The sequence below is a fragment of the Ruegeria sp. AD2(2025) genome (genome assembly GCF_056542385.1).
The window spans coordinates 14,197-30,643 of record NZ_JBQFZS010000002.1; the positions used below are offsets into that span (position 1 = coordinate 14,197).

10 protein-coding genes and 1 pseudogene are annotated in these 16,447 nt (G+C 60.6%); 8 read left to right on the forward strand and 3 right to left on the reverse strand.

Annotated elements, in window-relative coordinates; all coding sequences use genetic code 11:
- Positions 1-112: 112 nt before the first annotated feature.
- Positions 113-241: pseudogene (locus ACR1XV_RS05100) on the forward strand (IS3 family transposase); the annotation flags it as partial.
- Positions 242-926: 685 nt separating this feature from the next.
- Positions 927-1,874 (forward strand): AEC family transporter, encoded by a 948-nt coding sequence (locus ACR1XV_RS05105; RefSeq protein WP_480529317.1) that lies wholly within the window; start codon positions 927-929, stop codon positions 1,872-1,874.
- A 159-nt stretch (positions 1,875-2,033) separates the two neighbouring features.
- Here ACR1XV_RS05105 and ACR1XV_RS05110 read toward each other — a convergent pair whose 3' ends face one another.
- Entirely contained in the window at positions 2,034-2,390 is a 357-nt protein-coding gene (locus ACR1XV_RS05110; protein ID WP_480529318.1) for a putative quinol monooxygenase, read from the reverse strand.
- Positions 2,391-2,810: 420 nt separating this feature from the next.
- Here ACR1XV_RS05110 and ACR1XV_RS05115 point away from each other — a divergent pair, with 420 nt between their 5' ends.
- The 6 genes from ACR1XV_RS05115 to ACR1XV_RS05140 all read left to right on the forward strand — a co-directional run bounded on the left by ACR1XV_RS05115 (position 2,811) and on the right by ACR1XV_RS05140 (position 12,655).
- Positions 2,811-6,170 (forward strand): adenylate/guanylate cyclase domain-containing protein, encoded by a 3,360-nt coding sequence (locus ACR1XV_RS05115; protein WP_480529319.1) that lies wholly within the window; start codon positions 2,811-2,813, stop codon positions 6,168-6,170.
- A gap of 34 nt (positions 6,171-6,204) precedes the next feature.
- A complete protein-coding gene (locus tag ACR1XV_RS05120; RefSeq protein WP_480529320.1) occupies positions 6,205-7,146 on the forward strand; it encodes a hypothetical protein in 942 nt (313 codons plus the stop codon).
- Complete coding sequence (locus tag ACR1XV_RS05125; protein WP_480529321.1) at positions 7,133-7,609, forward strand: hypothetical protein; 477 nt, start codon at positions 7,133-7,135, stop codon at positions 7,607-7,609. The genes ACR1XV_RS05120 and ACR1XV_RS05125 overlap by 14 nt, the downstream gene beginning before the upstream one ends.
- Entirely contained in the window at positions 7,606-9,510 is a 1,905-nt protein-coding gene (locus ACR1XV_RS05130; protein WP_480529322.1) for a GMC family oxidoreductase, read from the forward strand. Before ACR1XV_RS05125 ends, ACR1XV_RS05130 begins: the two co-directional genes overlap by 4 nt.
- Positions 9,507-10,589 carry a ferritin-like domain-containing protein gene (locus tag ACR1XV_RS05135; RefSeq protein WP_480529323.1) on the forward strand — a complete coding sequence of 361 codons (1,083 nt, stop codon included), beginning with the start codon at positions 9,507-9,509 and terminating at the stop codon, positions 10,587-10,589. The genes ACR1XV_RS05130 and ACR1XV_RS05135 overlap by 4 nt, the downstream gene beginning before the upstream one ends.
- Before the next feature lie 335 nt (positions 10,590-10,924).
- Positions 10,925-12,655 carry an AAA family ATPase gene (locus tag ACR1XV_RS05140; RefSeq protein ID WP_480529324.1) on the forward strand — a complete coding sequence of 577 codons (1,731 nt, stop codon included), beginning with the start codon at positions 10,925-10,927 and terminating at the stop codon, positions 12,653-12,655.
- Positions 12,656-12,679: 24 nt separating this feature from the next.
- Here ACR1XV_RS05140 and ACR1XV_RS05145 read toward each other — a convergent pair whose 3' ends face one another.
- The gene (locus ACR1XV_RS05145; protein ID WP_480529325.1) at positions 12,680-13,738 is read right to left on the reverse strand and encodes a TAXI family TRAP transporter solute-binding subunit; all 1,059 of its coding nucleotides are present in this window, start codon (positions 13,736-13,738) and stop codon (positions 12,680-12,682) included.
- Between the two features lie 25 nt (positions 13,739-13,763).
- Positions 13,764-16,307, reverse strand: coding sequence for a coiled-coil domain-containing protein (locus tag ACR1XV_RS05150; RefSeq protein ID WP_480529326.1), 2,544 nt, complete (start codon positions 16,305-16,307; stop codon positions 13,764-13,766).
- Between the last annotated feature and the right edge of the window lie 140 nt (positions 16,308-16,447).

Sequence of the window (16,447 nt, forward strand, 5' to 3'; positions counted from 1 at the left end):
GAGTGGACCACCCTTATGTTTAGGACAACGGAGGGTTCACGGTGCGAGATAACTCATCCCTGAACCGGCCACCGAAGCCACAACAGTATCCATTCTCCCACGGGCCCCCTAGTTCACCAGCCGCGAGTGGCAGACGTTGCTCCGACACCCCAATCTGGTACCACGCATGAGCAGACGCAGGAACTGTCACGACAACGCCGCCGCAGAGAGCTTCTTCCAACTGCTGAAGAGAGAACGGATAACCGCTGGCATTCGCTAGTGGTTGAGCGATTGCCGGTTCTGGATTGCGTAAGTTCGGCCAACCTCTGATTTTGCGTGCGCGGGCAACGTGAGGTCCAACGTGTCGCGCAGAGGCCTTATCGACTGGAAGCAAATGGCAGGTCTGGGCTGAAACTAAACAACAGATCTTATGTCGAAGTTGTCGAAGCCAGCGCATTGGACAAGCTGACCAGCTTTTCCCCCGGCACCTATGTTCTGCCCACCTTCCTACCCGGCGATTTCAGCGAGGAGGGCGATCCGAACGTAGCCTATGTCACCTCGCCAGTATCGGCGGCACGGTGCCGAGCAGTACATTTTATACCGGTCGTTGACGCGTCAGACCACGACATTGTCGAATGCCTTCAGACGATTGCGACGCAAAACTACATGGCGCTCGACGCAGTTCTGATAAGCAGGAGCCGAGCGCCGCGACACCCGGCAGTTAAGGACTAGCCCCTGACGGAAGACGTTGGCCAAGACTTCGAGAAACCAAACAAACTGTCCAAAGCTGACAATTGGTTGTCTACCATAAGGAACTTGGATTTCGTCGCAGATCGAGACCAGAAATCGAAGATTTGGCATTGAGCTTGGGTGCTGGCTCGGCGTTTCACTATGGGCTAATGTTGGTCGAACGAACACTAAGTGCTCAAAGACAGGTAGCGTAACAAGTGCAATTTGAAAGCCTGTTCGATTCATTTATCGTGATGCTTGCCCTGATCGGGGCCGCGATCTGGTTTCGGCAAAAGAACGTTATTCAAGCGCATGAACAAGGCGTATTCGCGCGCCTTGTTACGGACTTCGCTCTTCCCGCGCTGATATTTGCAAACCTCAGCAGCGAACCGTTCAAATTTGACAATCTTAAACTGGCTTTCGTCATCTTCATTTCAATCGCCTTGGTCATGGTGGTGGCCTGGACAGCCGGACGGTGGATGCAGTTGGAGCGTCCTGTCCTGGGATCGGTAATCCTGGTTTCGGGAGTTGGAAGCACGTCCACGTTGGGCTACTCGCTTGTTCACGGCATATTCGGCGAAAATACACAGGTGATGAGCCAGCTTGTAATCATGGGCGAGGTTGGTGTCGTCCTGCCGCTTTTTACAATTGGGGTCGCGATTGCCAGCTATTTTGGCGCTGATACGGAAGATGGCCCGGATGTGGTCGATGCGACGAAGTCTTTTGTTCGATCTCCGATCTTCATCGCCTTTGTTCTGGGGATTCTGGTTTCGTCCTTTGATCTCGCTCCGGATCATAAGGTCATGGATCTGCTGACAGGTGCGCTGAGGATTGCAAGCGACTCGCTGACATTTTTGGTCGCTTTCACAATCGGTCTCATGTTGAAGCCTATCTCATTTCGGGAAATTGCAGGGCTGCTTTTTCTGGTATGTGGATTGAAGCTGATCCTTGAACCTGCTGCGGCGGCAGTTTTTGCGCTTGCGCTTGGTTTATCCGAGTTTCAGAAGGACATTCTGATTATCGAAGCGGCTATGCCGTCGGGCGCCTTGGCCGCGGTGATCGCTGCGCGATATGGATGTGATGCGGCCGCGGCATCGGCCCTTTTGATCGCGACCTATGCATTTGGACTATTCGCGATCCCCATTGTCGGTCTAATTGCGTTGTGACGCCACATATCGGGCTTGATGGTTCCAACTCATTGCGTGTTCTGCGACAAACCGAGACCGGTCCGCATTCGTCTGACAGCAGCACCATCGATGCATTCGCGATCCCGCCGCATTTCTCAACTGACCATTTTCGGACTGGTTCGTGCTGCGCAGGTTGTCTTACCCACCCGCCTCGGGGCGCAGAAAGCCCTGAATGCGGTCGATGTTCTGGACCTGTACGAAGGGGCTGTCGCCGCCCGGGCCGGGTTGAAACAGTTTGCCGTATTCTGTCATGAACGCGGAAAAGGTAGGGCCTTGGACATGGTCCTCATAGGCTGTCTCGTCCTTGTAAATCTCAACGAAAACAACGGTGCCCCCGGCGTTTGGGGGCGACGACTTTGCACCACCCGAATGGACGAGGTATCCCCATGTGTCGGGTTCGTTACGTTTGACGTCTTTGGCAAGCTGGCGGAGGGCCGCGATACCCTCGGCTTCGCATTCGGGTTTCAAATACCATGTTGCGATTAAGCTGAACAATTGGCGTTCCTTTCAGGGGTCAGGCTGAAAACTCGTAGCCGGGTCAATGGTCGCGTCGCCATCTTGTGGCGATACGTGGACGACGGGGATGCAGATTGCGGATGCCCCTGCTGGGGGCACCGAACGAACCTGATTATCCGGCGCAATGGGCCGGGCCCGTCTGTTGCCAGCTTAGGCGGTGGGCGGAAGATGCGGCAAGCGGTTTTCCCGCAGCAGAAACCCTTGGGGGTCGCGGCCCATTCTGGCGGTATTCGGGACCTGCGGCCAGATGACTCAATCTGACCGCGTCGACCTAGCCAACGACACAATTGACAATTGATAGGCGACGGATTGTGGACGGTGTGTTACAAGAGGCGAAGAAATTCAGTTTTTGTTTCAAAATTTGTTCTGTTTGACCAACGAATAAAGGCGGCCAGATTGGTGAGTTCTGACGTCAACTGCCCACAGTGCGGTTCGGCCAACCCGGTCGGATCGAACTTTTGCCATAGCTGCGGAAGCGCGCAGGCCCCGGTATGTGGCGCGTGCGGCGAACCTGCGGTGCCCAACGCGAAATTCTGTACGGCCTGTGGCACGTCCCTGTCCGCTCCGAAGGTGGAACGGGGGGTATCCCAGGCAGACGACGCCCCGCAGGCCGGGGCCACCCCCGGAGATGTGGCCGAGCGGCGGCAACTGACGGTTTTGTTCTGCGATCTGGTCGGGTCGACCGCCCTGTCCGAGAAATTCGATCCCGAGGATTATCGTGATCTGATCACCCAATACCGCGATCTGGTGGGCCGGACGGTCGCCAAATATGGCGGTGAGATCGCGAATTATGCCGGTGACGGTGTCGTGGCGATCTTCGGTTACCCGATAGCGCAGGAAGCCAGCCACTATTCGGCGGCGTTGTCTGCGCTTGAGATCGCCAATATGGCACGTGACATTGATGTGGGCGTCTCGGGGCAATCGGTGTCGACCAACGTGCGCATCGGGATCCACACCGGGCCGGTCGTCGTGGGTACGGCCAACAGCGCGTCGATGGATGAAAAGATGTGGTTGTTCGGGGACACGCCGAACGTGGCCGCGCGTATCCAGTCCGTCGCCGATGTGGGGCAGGTGGTGGTCTCGGAAGTGACCCGCCGGTTGATTGGCGAACGTCTGGAGTTTGTCTCGCTGGGCAGCCCGTCGCTGGCCGGTGTCAGCACCCCGCTGGAGCTGTTTCAGGTTCAGCAGAACGTGTCGGGGTTCGAAACGGCCCGCAAGGATTTTTCGCATGACAAGACCCCGATCATCGGCCGGACCGCCGAGATCGCTCTGGTCCGGTCAAGATGGGAGGGCGCGCTGGAAGGCGAAGGGCAGGTGCTGCTGCTGACCGGCGATGCCGGGGTCGGCAAATCCAAGATTGCCTTTGGATTGAGCGACGAGCTGGAAGACGAAGGTGCCTCGCAATTCGTCCTGTTCGGCTCGCCGCTGCATCAGAGCAGCGCGTTTTATCCGGTGAAGAATGCTTTGACAGCGCTGACCGGCATGTCCCCGGATGATGGGCTTGAGGAAAGCCGGGCCAAGGTGACGGGTTTTCTGGCTGGACTTGGGCTGGATGACGCGGGCTGCGCCGGTCCGATCCTGCGGCTGCTGGCGTTGGAAGACACCAGCGCCCCCGCCGAACCGATGGCGCCCGAGCGCGAGAAAGGTGCCCTGATCGAGGCCTTGTTGCGGCTCTGCGCGGGGCTTGAACAGGGCTCGCCGCTGTTGCTGTTGCTGGATGATGTGCATTGGTTCGATGCCTCGACGCTGGAATTCGTCGATGGCTGGGTCGAGCAATTGTCGAACCGGCGTTGTCTGGTCCTGATGACCGCCCGCAGCGAGTTTCAGTCACCCTGGCGCAACCAGTCGCATGTCACCACGCTGGAGCTGAACCGTCTGGTACGGCGGGATATTTTCAAGCTGGTCGAAAGCATCTCGGGCGTCCGGCCCTCGGACGAGATCCTTGGCCAGTTGGCGGACCGAACCGACGGCGTGCCGCTGTTTGTCGAGGAACTGACGAAGATGGCGATGGAGGCCGGGTTACTGGCCAGCCGTGGCCAAAGCAAAGATGAGTTGTCGATGGCCATCCCCGAGTCGCTGCAGGATTCGCTCATGGCTCGGCTGGACCGGTTGTCAGCCAGCCGCGAAATCGTGCAGGTGGCCGCAGCAATCGGGCGAAATTTCGAACGCAACCTGCTGAGCCATGTGCTGGAATGGAGCGAGCAGGATATTGCAGCCGCGCTGGACCAGTTACTTGAGACCGAACTGATCGTTCCGGCGGGGCTGCACGGCGAAGAGGATACCTATCGTTTCCGCCACGCGCTGGTGCAGGATGCGGCCTATCAGTCCATGCTGCGGTCAACCGCGGCGCGGTGGCATGGCCGGATCGCGCGGATACTCGAGGATCATTACGGTGACACGGTCAAGCGCGAGCCGGAAATTCTGGGCCATCACTATAGGCGCGCGGGTGATTACTCTGCGGCCGAGCGAAACCTGATGATCGCCGCCCGTCAGGCGCTGGATCATTCGGCCAATGTCGAGGCGATCAACCATCTGCAGCACGCGTTGGAATGCCTGCAGAAACTGCCCCCGTCGCAAGAGAGGGACCGCTGCGAGATCGACCTACAGATCATGATCGCCGTGCCGCTGGCCTTTGTGCGCGGCTACGCGCATGAATCCGTGCTGTCCGCCTACGCCCGGGCACAATCGCTGTGCCGCGAATACGGCGAGACCGAGCGGCTGTTCAAGGTTGTTTATGGCCAGTTCCGGTCGACGATGCTGGGCGGGGAGTATGCCATCTCAAAGCAGAATGCGGATCGTCTGGTTTCGCTGTGTCAGGATCAGGCCAGCCCGCTGGCTCTGGTTTCGGCGGAACGGTCGCACGGGGCGCTTCTGACCTATCTGGGCCACCCGCGCGAGGCGCTGGCGCATCTGGAGAAAGGGATCGAGCTTGACCTGTCGCTCGAGCATCGGTTCATGGGACTGGACTATGACGTGGTCGATCTATCGGTCGCGCTGCAGGGTTATCGCGCACTGTCGAGCTGGTTGTCGGGCGACACCACCGGCGCGCTTCAGGCGATCCGGGCGGCGCTGACCCATGCTGAAGAGACCGCGCATCCCTTCAGCCAGTCCTTTGCGAATGCCTTCCTTGGATGGATTTCACAGTTTCGGGGCGACGAGGCGACGGTGCAGGACAGTTCCGCCAATCTTATCGCGCTGTCCGAGGAGTATTCGTTTCAGTTCTGGCGCGGCTGGGCGCGGGTGATGAACGGCTGGGCCCGGCGCAATGAGCTGGGCGAGGGCGCGCTGAATGAAATCGAACTGGGGTTGAAGGAATGGCGCGACACAGGTTGCCGGCTGGGCCTGAGTTTCTTCCTGTATCTCTACGCGGATGCGGCCCTTCTGCACGGGCGGCTGGAACAGGCCGAGCAGCTTCTGGACGAGGCTGAAAAGTTCGCGCTCGACAGTGGCGAACAGTTCTGGATCGTCGGGCTCACCCGGCTGAGGGGCAGGCTGGCACTGGCCCATGGCGATGATGAGGCGGGTCTGCAGCAGTTCGAAAAGGCCGTGACGCTGGCGCTGGATCTGGGTCATTTCGGCCCGTTGCTGCGCACTGTTCGGGAATTGGCTGACCTCGACCCCGGTCCGGATTGCCTGAACCGGATCGCCAAGGCGGTCGACGATGCCCCCGGAACCGATATTCCGGCTCTGATTGAGACACATGCCATTTTGAAAAAACTGACAACCGCAATGACGGCGAGTTCTTCGGAGAAAATTTAACAAAGTCATAGCCAGTGGGGAGGACACAGCCAAGATGACCAGGAAGAAATCCAAAGGCGACCGGTGCCATCAGACGGATGTCACCGGCGTGATGCCCAAGCTGCCCAAGCAGTTCGATACGTTCCCCTTCTACTATGCCTCTCTGCAATGCCAATGGATGTATTGGTATACCTCGGTCGAACGGGCCAAACCCTTTGTCGAGGGCACTGGTTTGTGCGTCGCCGAGTTTCCAGACGGCAAGGGCCAGAACAAGGCCGTCATCCTGCTGAACTTTCAACGCTATACCGCGCATTACGACAACTCGCTGGGGACTGTGAACGAGGTTGAATTCAACCTGCTGGCCTATCCCTCGAACCGGGTGCCGGGGGTTCCGAAGATGACCCTGACCGAATATCTGCACGGGCGCGATCAGACCAAGACCATCGGCCATCTGCGGATCCATGTGGCGGCGGACAATGCGATGGCGGTCAAGGCCGGGCGGCAGGCATTTGGCGAGCCCAAGTTTCTGGGGCAATTCAACTACAAGGTGCCGTCGCTGAACGCCAAGATGAAGGGCCAGCCGCCGATTTCCCCGAAAAACTGGTGGATACAGCTGGTCAACCCCGACGACCCTCAGACCATCGTCTACGATCTGACGGCGGATCTCGGCCAGCTGACGGGCGATCAATGGACGATGACGAACTGCACGCCGATCCCCGAGTTTGCAACGGGTCTAGGCCGTACGGTCTGGACCAGATGGACGATCTCGGGCCTGTTCGAGACGGCGATGCTGACCAACCGCGATGGCAAGCGGGTGGCCAAGAGCTTTGAGCTGAAACTGGGCAAGAACGACTTTCCGATGACCCGCGACATGCGCGCATTGTTCACCGACAAGACCCCGGTGGCGGTGCAGGTCTTCGAGAGCCCACCCGCCTGTTTCGAACCGCGCGGCTTCTACGTGGACGCCATCGACGGAGATCGCCATGACCATGCATGACCAGACGCCCGACTATCAGGCCTTTTTGACCGTCAGCGCGGCCCTGACCGGCTATGACAGCGCCGAGCTACAGGGCACGGGCTGCGCCACGGAATACTGGCATCAGTTGCGGCAGGTCCTGCCGGCTGAGATATTGAAACGCTTCCTGTCGCATGCCCCGGCGCTGGGCAAAGGGGAGGATGACGGGATCATCCGCCGGGCCTATCTGTCCGACAAATGTCTGGGCCCGGTGGCCCGTTCGCTGATTCAGCTTTGGTATACCGGGCAATGGGTTCCGCTGCCGCAGGACTGGCGCGAAAGCTACGGGGCCTCGCGCTTTGACGTGGTCAAGATCATCTCGACCCGGTCCTACAAAGAGGGGCTGGTCTGGGACGCCATCGGCGCACATCCGATGGGGGCCAAGCAGCAGGGATTCGGGGCGTGGAGCCTTGAGCCTCCGGCAAAGCGGGGGGCAGACCAATGAACGCGGTAACCGACGACGAGACCACCTATGATGTCGTGATCGTGGGCGCGGGGTTTGCGGGCGGCATTCTGGCGAAGGAACTGGTCTCGGCAGGTCATACCGTGCTGATCCTCGAGGCCGGTGCAGACCATGGCAAGACATGGGAAACCTATCGGTCCTATCTGGATCAGTATTACCTGTCGCTGGCGAAGACGCCGAACTCACCCTACCCCGATCTGCCGACGCTGCCGTCGCCCTCGGTCCTGGACATCACCGCGGTGCGGGGGACCGAGCCCGACACAAATGGCTATTTCGTCCAGCGCGGGCCGCTGCCGTTCGGCAGCAACTATCTGCGCGCCTATGGCGGCACCTCGCTGCATTGGCTGGGGACCAGCCTGCGGATGATGCCCGCCGATTTCGAAATGCAGACCCGGTTCGGCAAAGGGGTAGACTGGCCCTTTGGCTATCAGGACCTGCGCGCCGATTATGAGCGGGCCGAGTGGGAAATCGGCGTCTCGGCCGATGCGGATGAGCAGACGCCCAAGGCGCTGGGCATTCGCACCTCGGGCCCGCATGACGACCGGGGCTATTTCGCCAAGGGCTATGATTTCCCGATGCATTCGGTGCCATCGTCTTATGTCGACAACTTCTTCGCCCGCGCCGACGGCACCCCGATCGAAGTCGGTCAGGACGCGCGGGATACGGTCAAGCTGAAGGTGTCTCGCACACCGCAGGGCCGAAATTCGACCCCGCGACGCCCCAAAACTGCCAAAGGCATTCCGGTCGGGGGCGAGATGCGCCCGCAGTTCCGCCCGCGCGGCGCGACGGGGCCATTTGCCTATATGGGGCAGCGGTGCGAGGGCAACTCAAGCTGTATCCCGATCTGTCCGATTCAGGCGAAATACAACGCCATGAAGACGCTGGAGGATGCCAAACATACCGGCAAACATCTGATGACCACGGTCACACAGGCGGTGGCCTCTAAGGTGGAGCTGGGTGAAAACGGCCGGGTGTCGGGCATCGTCTACAAGAAATACCCGTTCCCCGGCGTTGCCCAATACGATCTGCGCCGCGCCAGAGGCAGGCAGTACGTGCTTGCAGGCGGCGCGGTCGAGAATGTGACACTGGCCCTGTCGTCGGGCATTTGCCGCACCAGTGGCGAGTTGGGGCGCAACCTGATGGACCACCCCTATATGATGACATGGGGCGCAGCGCCCGAACCGGTTGGCCCGTTTCGCGGGCCGGGCTCGACCTCGAGCTATGCGAATTTCCGGGACGGCGTGTTTCGCGACAAAACCGCGGCATTCCGGCTTGAGATCGGCAACTGGGGCTGGAACTTTGCCACCGGTGCGCCGAATTCGGATGTGGCGCGGCTGGTCGAGCAGGAAAACCTGTACGGCAAGGCGCTGCGCGACAAGCTTTATCACGATGTTCAGCGGCAGGTCCGCATCGGAACACTGGTCGAGCAACTGCCCCGCGCCACCAACCGCGTGACCATCGACCCGGCCTATCGCACGCCCATGGGCGAATATCGCCCGGTGATCAGCTATGACATCGACGACTACTCGCGCGCCGGGCTGGCTGCCGCGTCAGACGCCACCGCGCAAATCTTTCAGCGGCTGGGTATCCGCAACCATACGGCCTATGACCCGTCCGATGCCGGGTATTTCACCTATGACGGTCGGGGATACACCTTCTTCGGGGCCGGTCATCTGGTCGGAACCCACCGGATCGGCACCGACCGGCACAACTCGGTGACCAACGACGTGATGCAGGCCTGGGATCACGACAATCTGTGGCTGGTGGGGGCGGGCTCGATGCCGACGATTGCGACGTCGAACCCGACGCTGACCCTGTCAGCCATGGCCTACAGGGCCGCAAGGGCCATCAGGGGTGCCGTTCCGAAAGGGGTTGCGAAATGACTTCGAAGGACAAATTGACCGAGACGCGCAAGCGGCTGTGCGGCCTGCTTCAGGACGCGCTGATGCTCGAGCTTTCGACGATCCCGCCCTATGCGACGGCCTGCTATTCGATACTCGAGCAGGGACAATACGACCGGTCCGAACCCACCATCGTGAATGCCGAACCCATCGAGGTGATCCGCCAGGTCATGGTCGAAGAGATGCTGCATATGGTGCTGGTCGCCAACGTCATGAACGCCATCGGCGGCAAGCCGCAGCTGAACAACCCCGCGCTGTTGCCCAGCTACCCTACGGCCTTGCTGGGCGGGCGCGGCCCGACGGTCCGCCTGCGCCGGTTCACGCCGGAACAGGTCAAAAGCTTTCGCCTGATCGAAGCGGCACCCAAGGATACCGGCCCGGCCAAGAAGGGCGACTACCACACGATCGGGGGGTTCTACATCTACATCCGCGATCAGTTGGAGAAAGCCTGCGATAAGTTCGGGGATGCGGCGATCTTCGTTGGCGACGACAAGCGGCAGATCACCAACGATGACTATTTCGGCGCAGGCGGCGAGGTGATCGAGGTGACCGGCAAACCGCCGCAGCGCCGCAAGGCCGCGCTGAAGGCCATCAAAGAGATCATGGAGGAAGGCGAGGGCGCCGATCTGGGGCATCGGGCCGGAGATGGAGACATCATTCCCGGTCCCGAAGGGCACGAAGACATCGCGCATTACTTCAAGTTCAACGAGATCCTGCACAGCCGCTACTATCACCCCGATGACGGCGTGAACGACCCGCCGTCCGGTGGCGATCTGATCGTCGACTGGAGCGCAGTTTCCCCGATGCGCGACGATCCATCCGAGCGTGATTTCCGAAAAGCCCCCGAGATTGCGGCAATATCCGCCGAGTTCAACCGCGCCTGGACCGGTCTGCTGGACGGGCTGAATACCGCCTTCAACAAGGACAAGGCGGCCCTGCGCATGTTGATCCCGGCGATGTATGACATCAAGTCTCTGGCGCAGAAACTGATGCGCATACCCTTGCCGGACGGATCAGGCGAAACCGCAGGCCCGACCTGGACATATCTAGTGAAGGAATGAACGATTGTTGCCGGTGAGGGGACATTCAGGTCTTAGCGACCGACAACGTGTCATCTCGTTGACGGGGTGACGGCGTGACCCCTGAGGAAAAGCGGGACCTGTCCTTTCGGACCGCTTTTCCCGGCGTCTTGAGCCTAGATTTAATGCTCTTTTTCCGGCAAAATACAACGTGTTGGTTGCGACTGGTGCGGCGCTGACCTCTGACATCGTCCGAGACGGCTTTTAGCACCTTTCGACATCGGCAAAGGGTTCAAGAGTGTGTGGTCATCGGTCGAAACTCGCTGTTTCGGGGCCACAACGGTAAGTGTAGCGGCGTAAAGGGCGAGTTGGGGGATATGGAAGGGACTAAGGCGCAACCGGACGTATCTTCCGGAGCGATTGCCAGGTCAGACGAGCGCGGCCCGGTCTATTGGAGCCAGGCGCATAAACTTGCGTTTGAGCGTCTGAATTTTGCGGTGACCAGCCGGGCCCCCATGACGGTTTTTGTCGGCCGCGACGGGTCCGGGCGGACCTCGATGGTTCGTGAACTGATTGCCAGAAACACCTCGGGTTTCGTTGTCCGGGCGCTGTATGCCGTGGATCAGTTTTCCGGCGACGCGATGGCCGATGTCCTGTCGGCTTTTGATCCCAAAGGCCAGCCGTCAGAAAATGCCAACCGTATCCGGGCCGAATTGGTTCGCCTGCTAGAGTCACTTCACGCGGCGCAAAGGTTTCCGGTTCTGGTTGTCGATAATGCCGATGAGCTGTCGAACCTGTATCTTGGCGCGCTGTGCGAATTGTGCGCGCAGAATGCCGGAGATCGCCCCTTGTTGAAGCTCGTCTTTGTGGGTCGCCCGGGCATGACCGACGTCTTGTCAGGGGTACGGCCCGATCTGACGGGGCCGGCCTTTACGCTGGATTTCATGAACGAAGACGACGTCGCCGGGTATATCCGCGCGCGGTTCCCTGAAATCGAGCAGGGCGACCGGCGGCTTGGCAAGGATGCAATACACGAGATTTTTGGTCTGACCAGCGGGCATCCGGCAAGGATCAATGCCATCTGCGGGCAAATTCTGGACCAGGCCGATCAGGGCGGTCTGCCCAAATTGGACAAGGCGCAGGTCCGCCGTATCGCCGTTCTTGCCGGGACCAAGCGTCTCGATCAGCAGGCCGCCAGCACAGAAGGCGCAGAAGGGTCTGGTGCGGTCCTCAGGCACGCGCTCTCGGGTGCGGGTTTCGAATCAGATGCGCCGGGGTTTGAAACAAGCGCCGACTCTGCTCAATCAGGCGGGGTAGAGAAGGGAACTGGCCGCAAGCTGGCGGTGGCTGCGGCGGTTCTGTTGGGAGCGGCGGGAGTGGCTTGGACGCTGTCGGGGCCGGTGCGCGCGGTTTGGGAGCAACTGGCTGCTTTGCGTGACGAAGCAGCCGCCGGATCGCAAGAACTGACCGATGATGCGCCTGCGGTTGAGGACGTTATTGCTGAGCCACCTCCGCAATCCCGTGGGGCCGGAGCACATGAGGTCCGGCTGGCCCGGATTTCGGACGCACTTGCCGATGCCGAACCGACTGCGACGGGGCAATATCTGGCGGCTCTGGATTTGGCCGCTTCAGCCTCGGATGCGGCGGTTGTCGGCTATGCGCGCGCGGCTCTTTTGGGGCATGCGCGCTCGGCCTACTACCTTGGGCAGATTTACGAGACGGGCGAGGGGGTGCCGGTGGACCTTGTGTTGGCGCGGGCGTGGTATGACATGGCCGCTACCGGGATCGACGGGGCAGCCAGCCGCCTTGAAGACCTTCCTTTGCCCTTCGAAGGCGGGGCGCTGACCGAGCCGTCTCCGCTCTTTGCGCGTAAGCTGGTGGATGGTTCTGTCGAACTGGTCTGGACAAGCGCGGAAGGGGCTGATCCGGCGTCCTACCGTGTCGAACTTGCATCGGCTTCGGGGGATACCGTTCTGAACCTGCCCGATCTGGTGACCTCGGCTGTTCGCACGACCGCGCCCGATGAGGCGTGGCAATGGCGCATCATTGCGCAGGACGGCAGCGGTGCCGAGGTGGCCTCGGACTGGTTCGCGATCGGGCCGGAATAGCACCCGATCGCGCCACGGGTTGGCTTAGCAGCCGATGACTGCGCAGATTCTGCTCCGGTAAGCGGCGTTTGCCTCGCTTTCGATATTGGGCTGTTCGGTCGATGCGGCGACCGGACCGCAATCAAGCTGATAGTCAGCGCTGAGGCCTTCATTGACGCATTGAGAAATATTCCATCCGGGCGGAATGTCGTTGAGATCGACATCATTCCATTTCGGATGGCCCGAGGCCTGCAAGGTCTTGAACTCTTTTGCAATCAGATGGGCAACATCCGACACCGCCTTGCAGCTTTCGCGGTGATAGGCGTTGCGCTGCGGCGTGTATTCATAGGTCATGAGAACGGCCTTGACCGCAACAACATCGATGGTGTCCGTCTGGAACGGGTAGGTGCCCGCCTCAATCTTTGACGGGGTGTAGACTGCCGATAACGTGGGATCGGTTACCGAGAGCAGGTGCAGTTTTTCGGGGTCTATCGCATCGGTCTGGAAAATCTTCGTCGGTGCGCCCGCGACGTAGAAGAAGGCGTCAATCGTGCCATCCTGCAGCATCTGCAACGAGGTGTCGGCATTGATGGTCAGACGCTCGGCCGGGACCACTCCGGCAAGGTCCAGAACCAGCGATGCGGTCAGGAATGTTCCGCTGTCTTCGACTCCAACGGCGACACGGCGGCCATTCAGATCGGCCAGCGAGTTGACGTCGCGCTTGGCCAGAATGTGAACCTCTTCGTTATACAACGGAAATGCGATCCGGACGCCGAAAATGGCACGGGCTATCTCGGGGTCTTCGCTGGAATAGGTTTTCAGATACTCCAGCACATCGCTTTGAACGATGCCCAGCTGCGTGTGCCGACGCTGGCGGACCCCCAGAAAGTTCTCAAGCGACCCGGCGCTTTCGCGGACGTTCAATTCGATGCCACAGGCCGAGGCCAAGCCGCTCATATCGCCACCGATCTGAATATATGTGCCTGTCGGACCGCCTGTCAGAATGTTACGCTCGAACGCCGATGTGGCGGCGGGCGCGGCGATGCTGAAAGCCGCCAACAGCGCCGCACGGCCGAGGAGCTTTCTCAACTTGAACCAATCCATTTTATCCTCCCTTAAACAACAAAAACTAACAGAACTCTCCTGACCTGACCAAATGGAGCAGGGTGTGCCGGTTGATCTCGCCGACAGCGGCTTGCAGCGCGTCAACGGCGCATGTCCCGCTGGCCAGATCGGCGGCCAGCGCGTCCACGATCCCTCCGGGCAGCTCGGCCAGACCGGGTGCGCCGCTCAGGATGGTCCTGACCATATCAATGGATTTTTCATCCCCCCGCACAGAAGGAACAGAAAGAGAGGCAGCGGCGGGCTGCACGATCTGATCCGTTGGCGGAGTGCTCACCTCTGGCACAGTCTGGATCTGGTCAGTGGATTGCGGGGGTTGCGGTTCGACCGCAACCGCGCGGCGCTGCAACTCTCCCAGATTGGTTGCAATACTGGACAGCTCATCGCGATAGGCAGCGGCCTGCTGGCGCAATGCGTCCAACTCGGCACGGGCGGCGGTTGCGCTGGTTTCCACCCGGGCCAGTTCCGCCTGACTTGCCTGTTGCTGTTGTACCGCAGCTTCGGCGGCCTGCTTGGCACGGGTCGCGGTTTCTTCCAACTCAGCAATCTCGGCTGCGGCCGCGTCCCTTTGTTGCGTCGCTGCCGCAGCCTCTTGCGTCGCGCTTTCCAGTTCTGCGCGGGCGGCATCGATCTCGGTCTGCGTCGCGCCCAGCTGGATCTCCGCCTCTGCAATCCGGGCCGTCATATCCGCGAGGGATTGCTCGGCCTCTGCCGCCTCGGCAGCGCGCGCTTCGGCGCCCTGAATGTCGGCGGTCATGCGATCAAGTTCGGCCTGACCTTCCTCTAACGCGGCCTGAAGCCGGGCCAATTCCTGCTCGGCTGTCGCTGCGTTGTCCGAAGTCTGCTGAAGGCTGGCCGAGATGCGATCGCGTTCCTCGGCCGCGGCCTGCGCCTCGGCGTTAAGGTTTGCGGTCTGGGTTTCCAGTTCGGCGGCCTCGGACCGCGCGGCGTCACGCTGGCCAGTGACCTGAGTGACGTCTTCCCGCAGCGCCAGGAGTTCATCCGTCAGCTCGTCGCGGTTCCGACGAAGATCGTCAACAGACGCTGCCAGATCCAATCTGGCTTGTTCGCCGGTCTCAAGGTCATCGGACACGGCTTGCAAGGCGGTGGTCAATTCCGCCAGCCGCGCCTCTTGTCGGTCAAGTTCGCTGCGGGCCGACGCGGATTGCGCGCGCAACGTCTCCAACGCGTCATTTGCGCTGTTTTGCTGCGATGTTTGCGCGTCGATATCGGTTCTCAGCCCCTCAAGCGTCGTGCGCGCCTCGGCAATCTCTGTCTCAAGCGCTTGTTGTTGCGCAAGACTCTCTTCAACATCAGGGACCCGCTGCTGCAAGAGGGCCAGTTGGGACTGAATTTCAGAAAGCGCCGCCTCGGCCTGCTCTTTCTCCTGCAACGCGCTTTCGGTTGCATTCTCAGCGCGCGACCGCGCCGCAGCAAGCGATGCCATCTCGACCGACATCGCCTCGCGGGTCTCGGTCAGTTCGGACTGCGCCGCCGCAAGTTCCTGCTGGACCTCTGTCAGGCTTTGCTCAGCCGATGCCTGCTGGCTCTGGGCTGCGCCCAGTCTGGTCTCGGAATCGGTGATGCTCGCGCGCAGGGCCGCCAGTTCCTCGCCGGTACGTATCAGATCGGCCCCCAGTTTCTTCTTTTGCTCATCCAGGTCCTGAACCGACTGCTCTGCCGAAGCGACACGGGCTGCGGTGTCGGTCGAGTTCTGGGACAAGCCGGTGCTTTCGGCCTCGAGCTTTTCAAGGTCGGCCCGCATCCTGTTTTCCTGTTCCTGCAACGCGTTCAGCGTGACCTCAAGTTCTTCTTTCTGCGCGCTGGCCGCGCTGATTGCAGATTTCAGCGTTTCCTCTTCGTCCCGGCGCAACTGGACCGCCTGTTGGACACGTTTGAGGTCGGCGGTTACCCCCTCGATATTCCCCTGCAACCCCGTCAGGATTGACTGGGCCTCATCAGCCGCGGCCTGCCGTTCGGCCACCGCGGTGGTCAGTTGATCAAGCTCGCCGCGTTTTTCCGAGATGTCAGACGTCATCGCCTCCAGATCAGCCCGGGTCGAGGCCAGCGTTCCGCCCAGCGTGTCCAGCTCGATATTCGCCTCGACCTGGCCGCGGGTCAGGGTGGCGACTTCGGCCTTCAACTCTTCGGCCAGCATACGATCCGCTTCCTTCTTGCTTTCAAGGTCGCGTATCTCAAGCCGGAGCTGTTCCAGGTTGCCGGTATCCGCCGCCGCCGTCTCAAGCTCAAGGTTCAGCTCTGCCAACTGGACCGAGGCCGCTTGGGAAGCGGCCTGCAGGTCGACCAGTTCTGCGCGCTGGGCCGCGATCGTCTGTTCGTTTGCTTCAAGCTCCTTCGCCAGCAGGCTGCGGGCTTCTTCCAGTTCGGCGATACGCGATGCGTTCTCAAGCCGTTCGGAATCGGCTGTGGCGATCTGGGCCTGCAACTCGGACAGGCTGACCTCGGCCGCAGAAATATCTTCGGCGATCCGATCCTTTGAGGACTGCGCGCGCGCAATCTCCTGCTCGAGCAGCGCCAGTATCTTTCGCAATGATGCCGCTGTTTGCGGCTCATCCCCGGGATTTATGGATGGCGTCTCAGCATCTTGTGCCAAAACCACCGGCGTCCACACACCAAAGCTAAAAACAAAAAACGTCAAATAAATCAGCCGCGACGGGACCATACCTCCAC

What these genes read in the sequence shown, in the direction of transcription:
- ACR1XV_RS05120 (WP_480529320.1), top strand. Translation starts at nt 6,205, where the DNA reads ATGACCAGGAAGAAATCCAAAGGCGACCGGTGCCATCAGACGGATGTC.
- ACR1XV_RS05130 (WP_480529322.1), top strand. Translation starts at nt 7,606, where the DNA reads ATGAACGCGGTAACCGACGACGAGACCACCTATGATGTCGTGATCGTG.
- ACR1XV_RS05140 (WP_480529324.1), top strand. Translation starts at nt 10,925, where the DNA reads ATGGAAGGGACTAAGGCGCAACCGGACGTATCTTCCGGAGCGATTGCC.
- ACR1XV_RS05135 (WP_480529323.1), top strand. Translation starts at nt 9,507, where the DNA reads ATGACTTCGAAGGACAAATTGACCGAGACGCGCAAGCGGCTGTGCGGC.
- ACR1XV_RS05125 (WP_480529321.1), top strand. Translation starts at nt 7,133, where the DNA reads ATGACCATGCATGACCAGACGCCCGACTATCAGGCCTTTTTGACCGTC.
- ACR1XV_RS05145 (WP_480529325.1), bottom strand. Translation starts at nt 13,738, where the DNA reads ATGGATTGGTTCAAGTTGAGAAAGCTCCTCGGCCGTGCGGCGCTGTTG.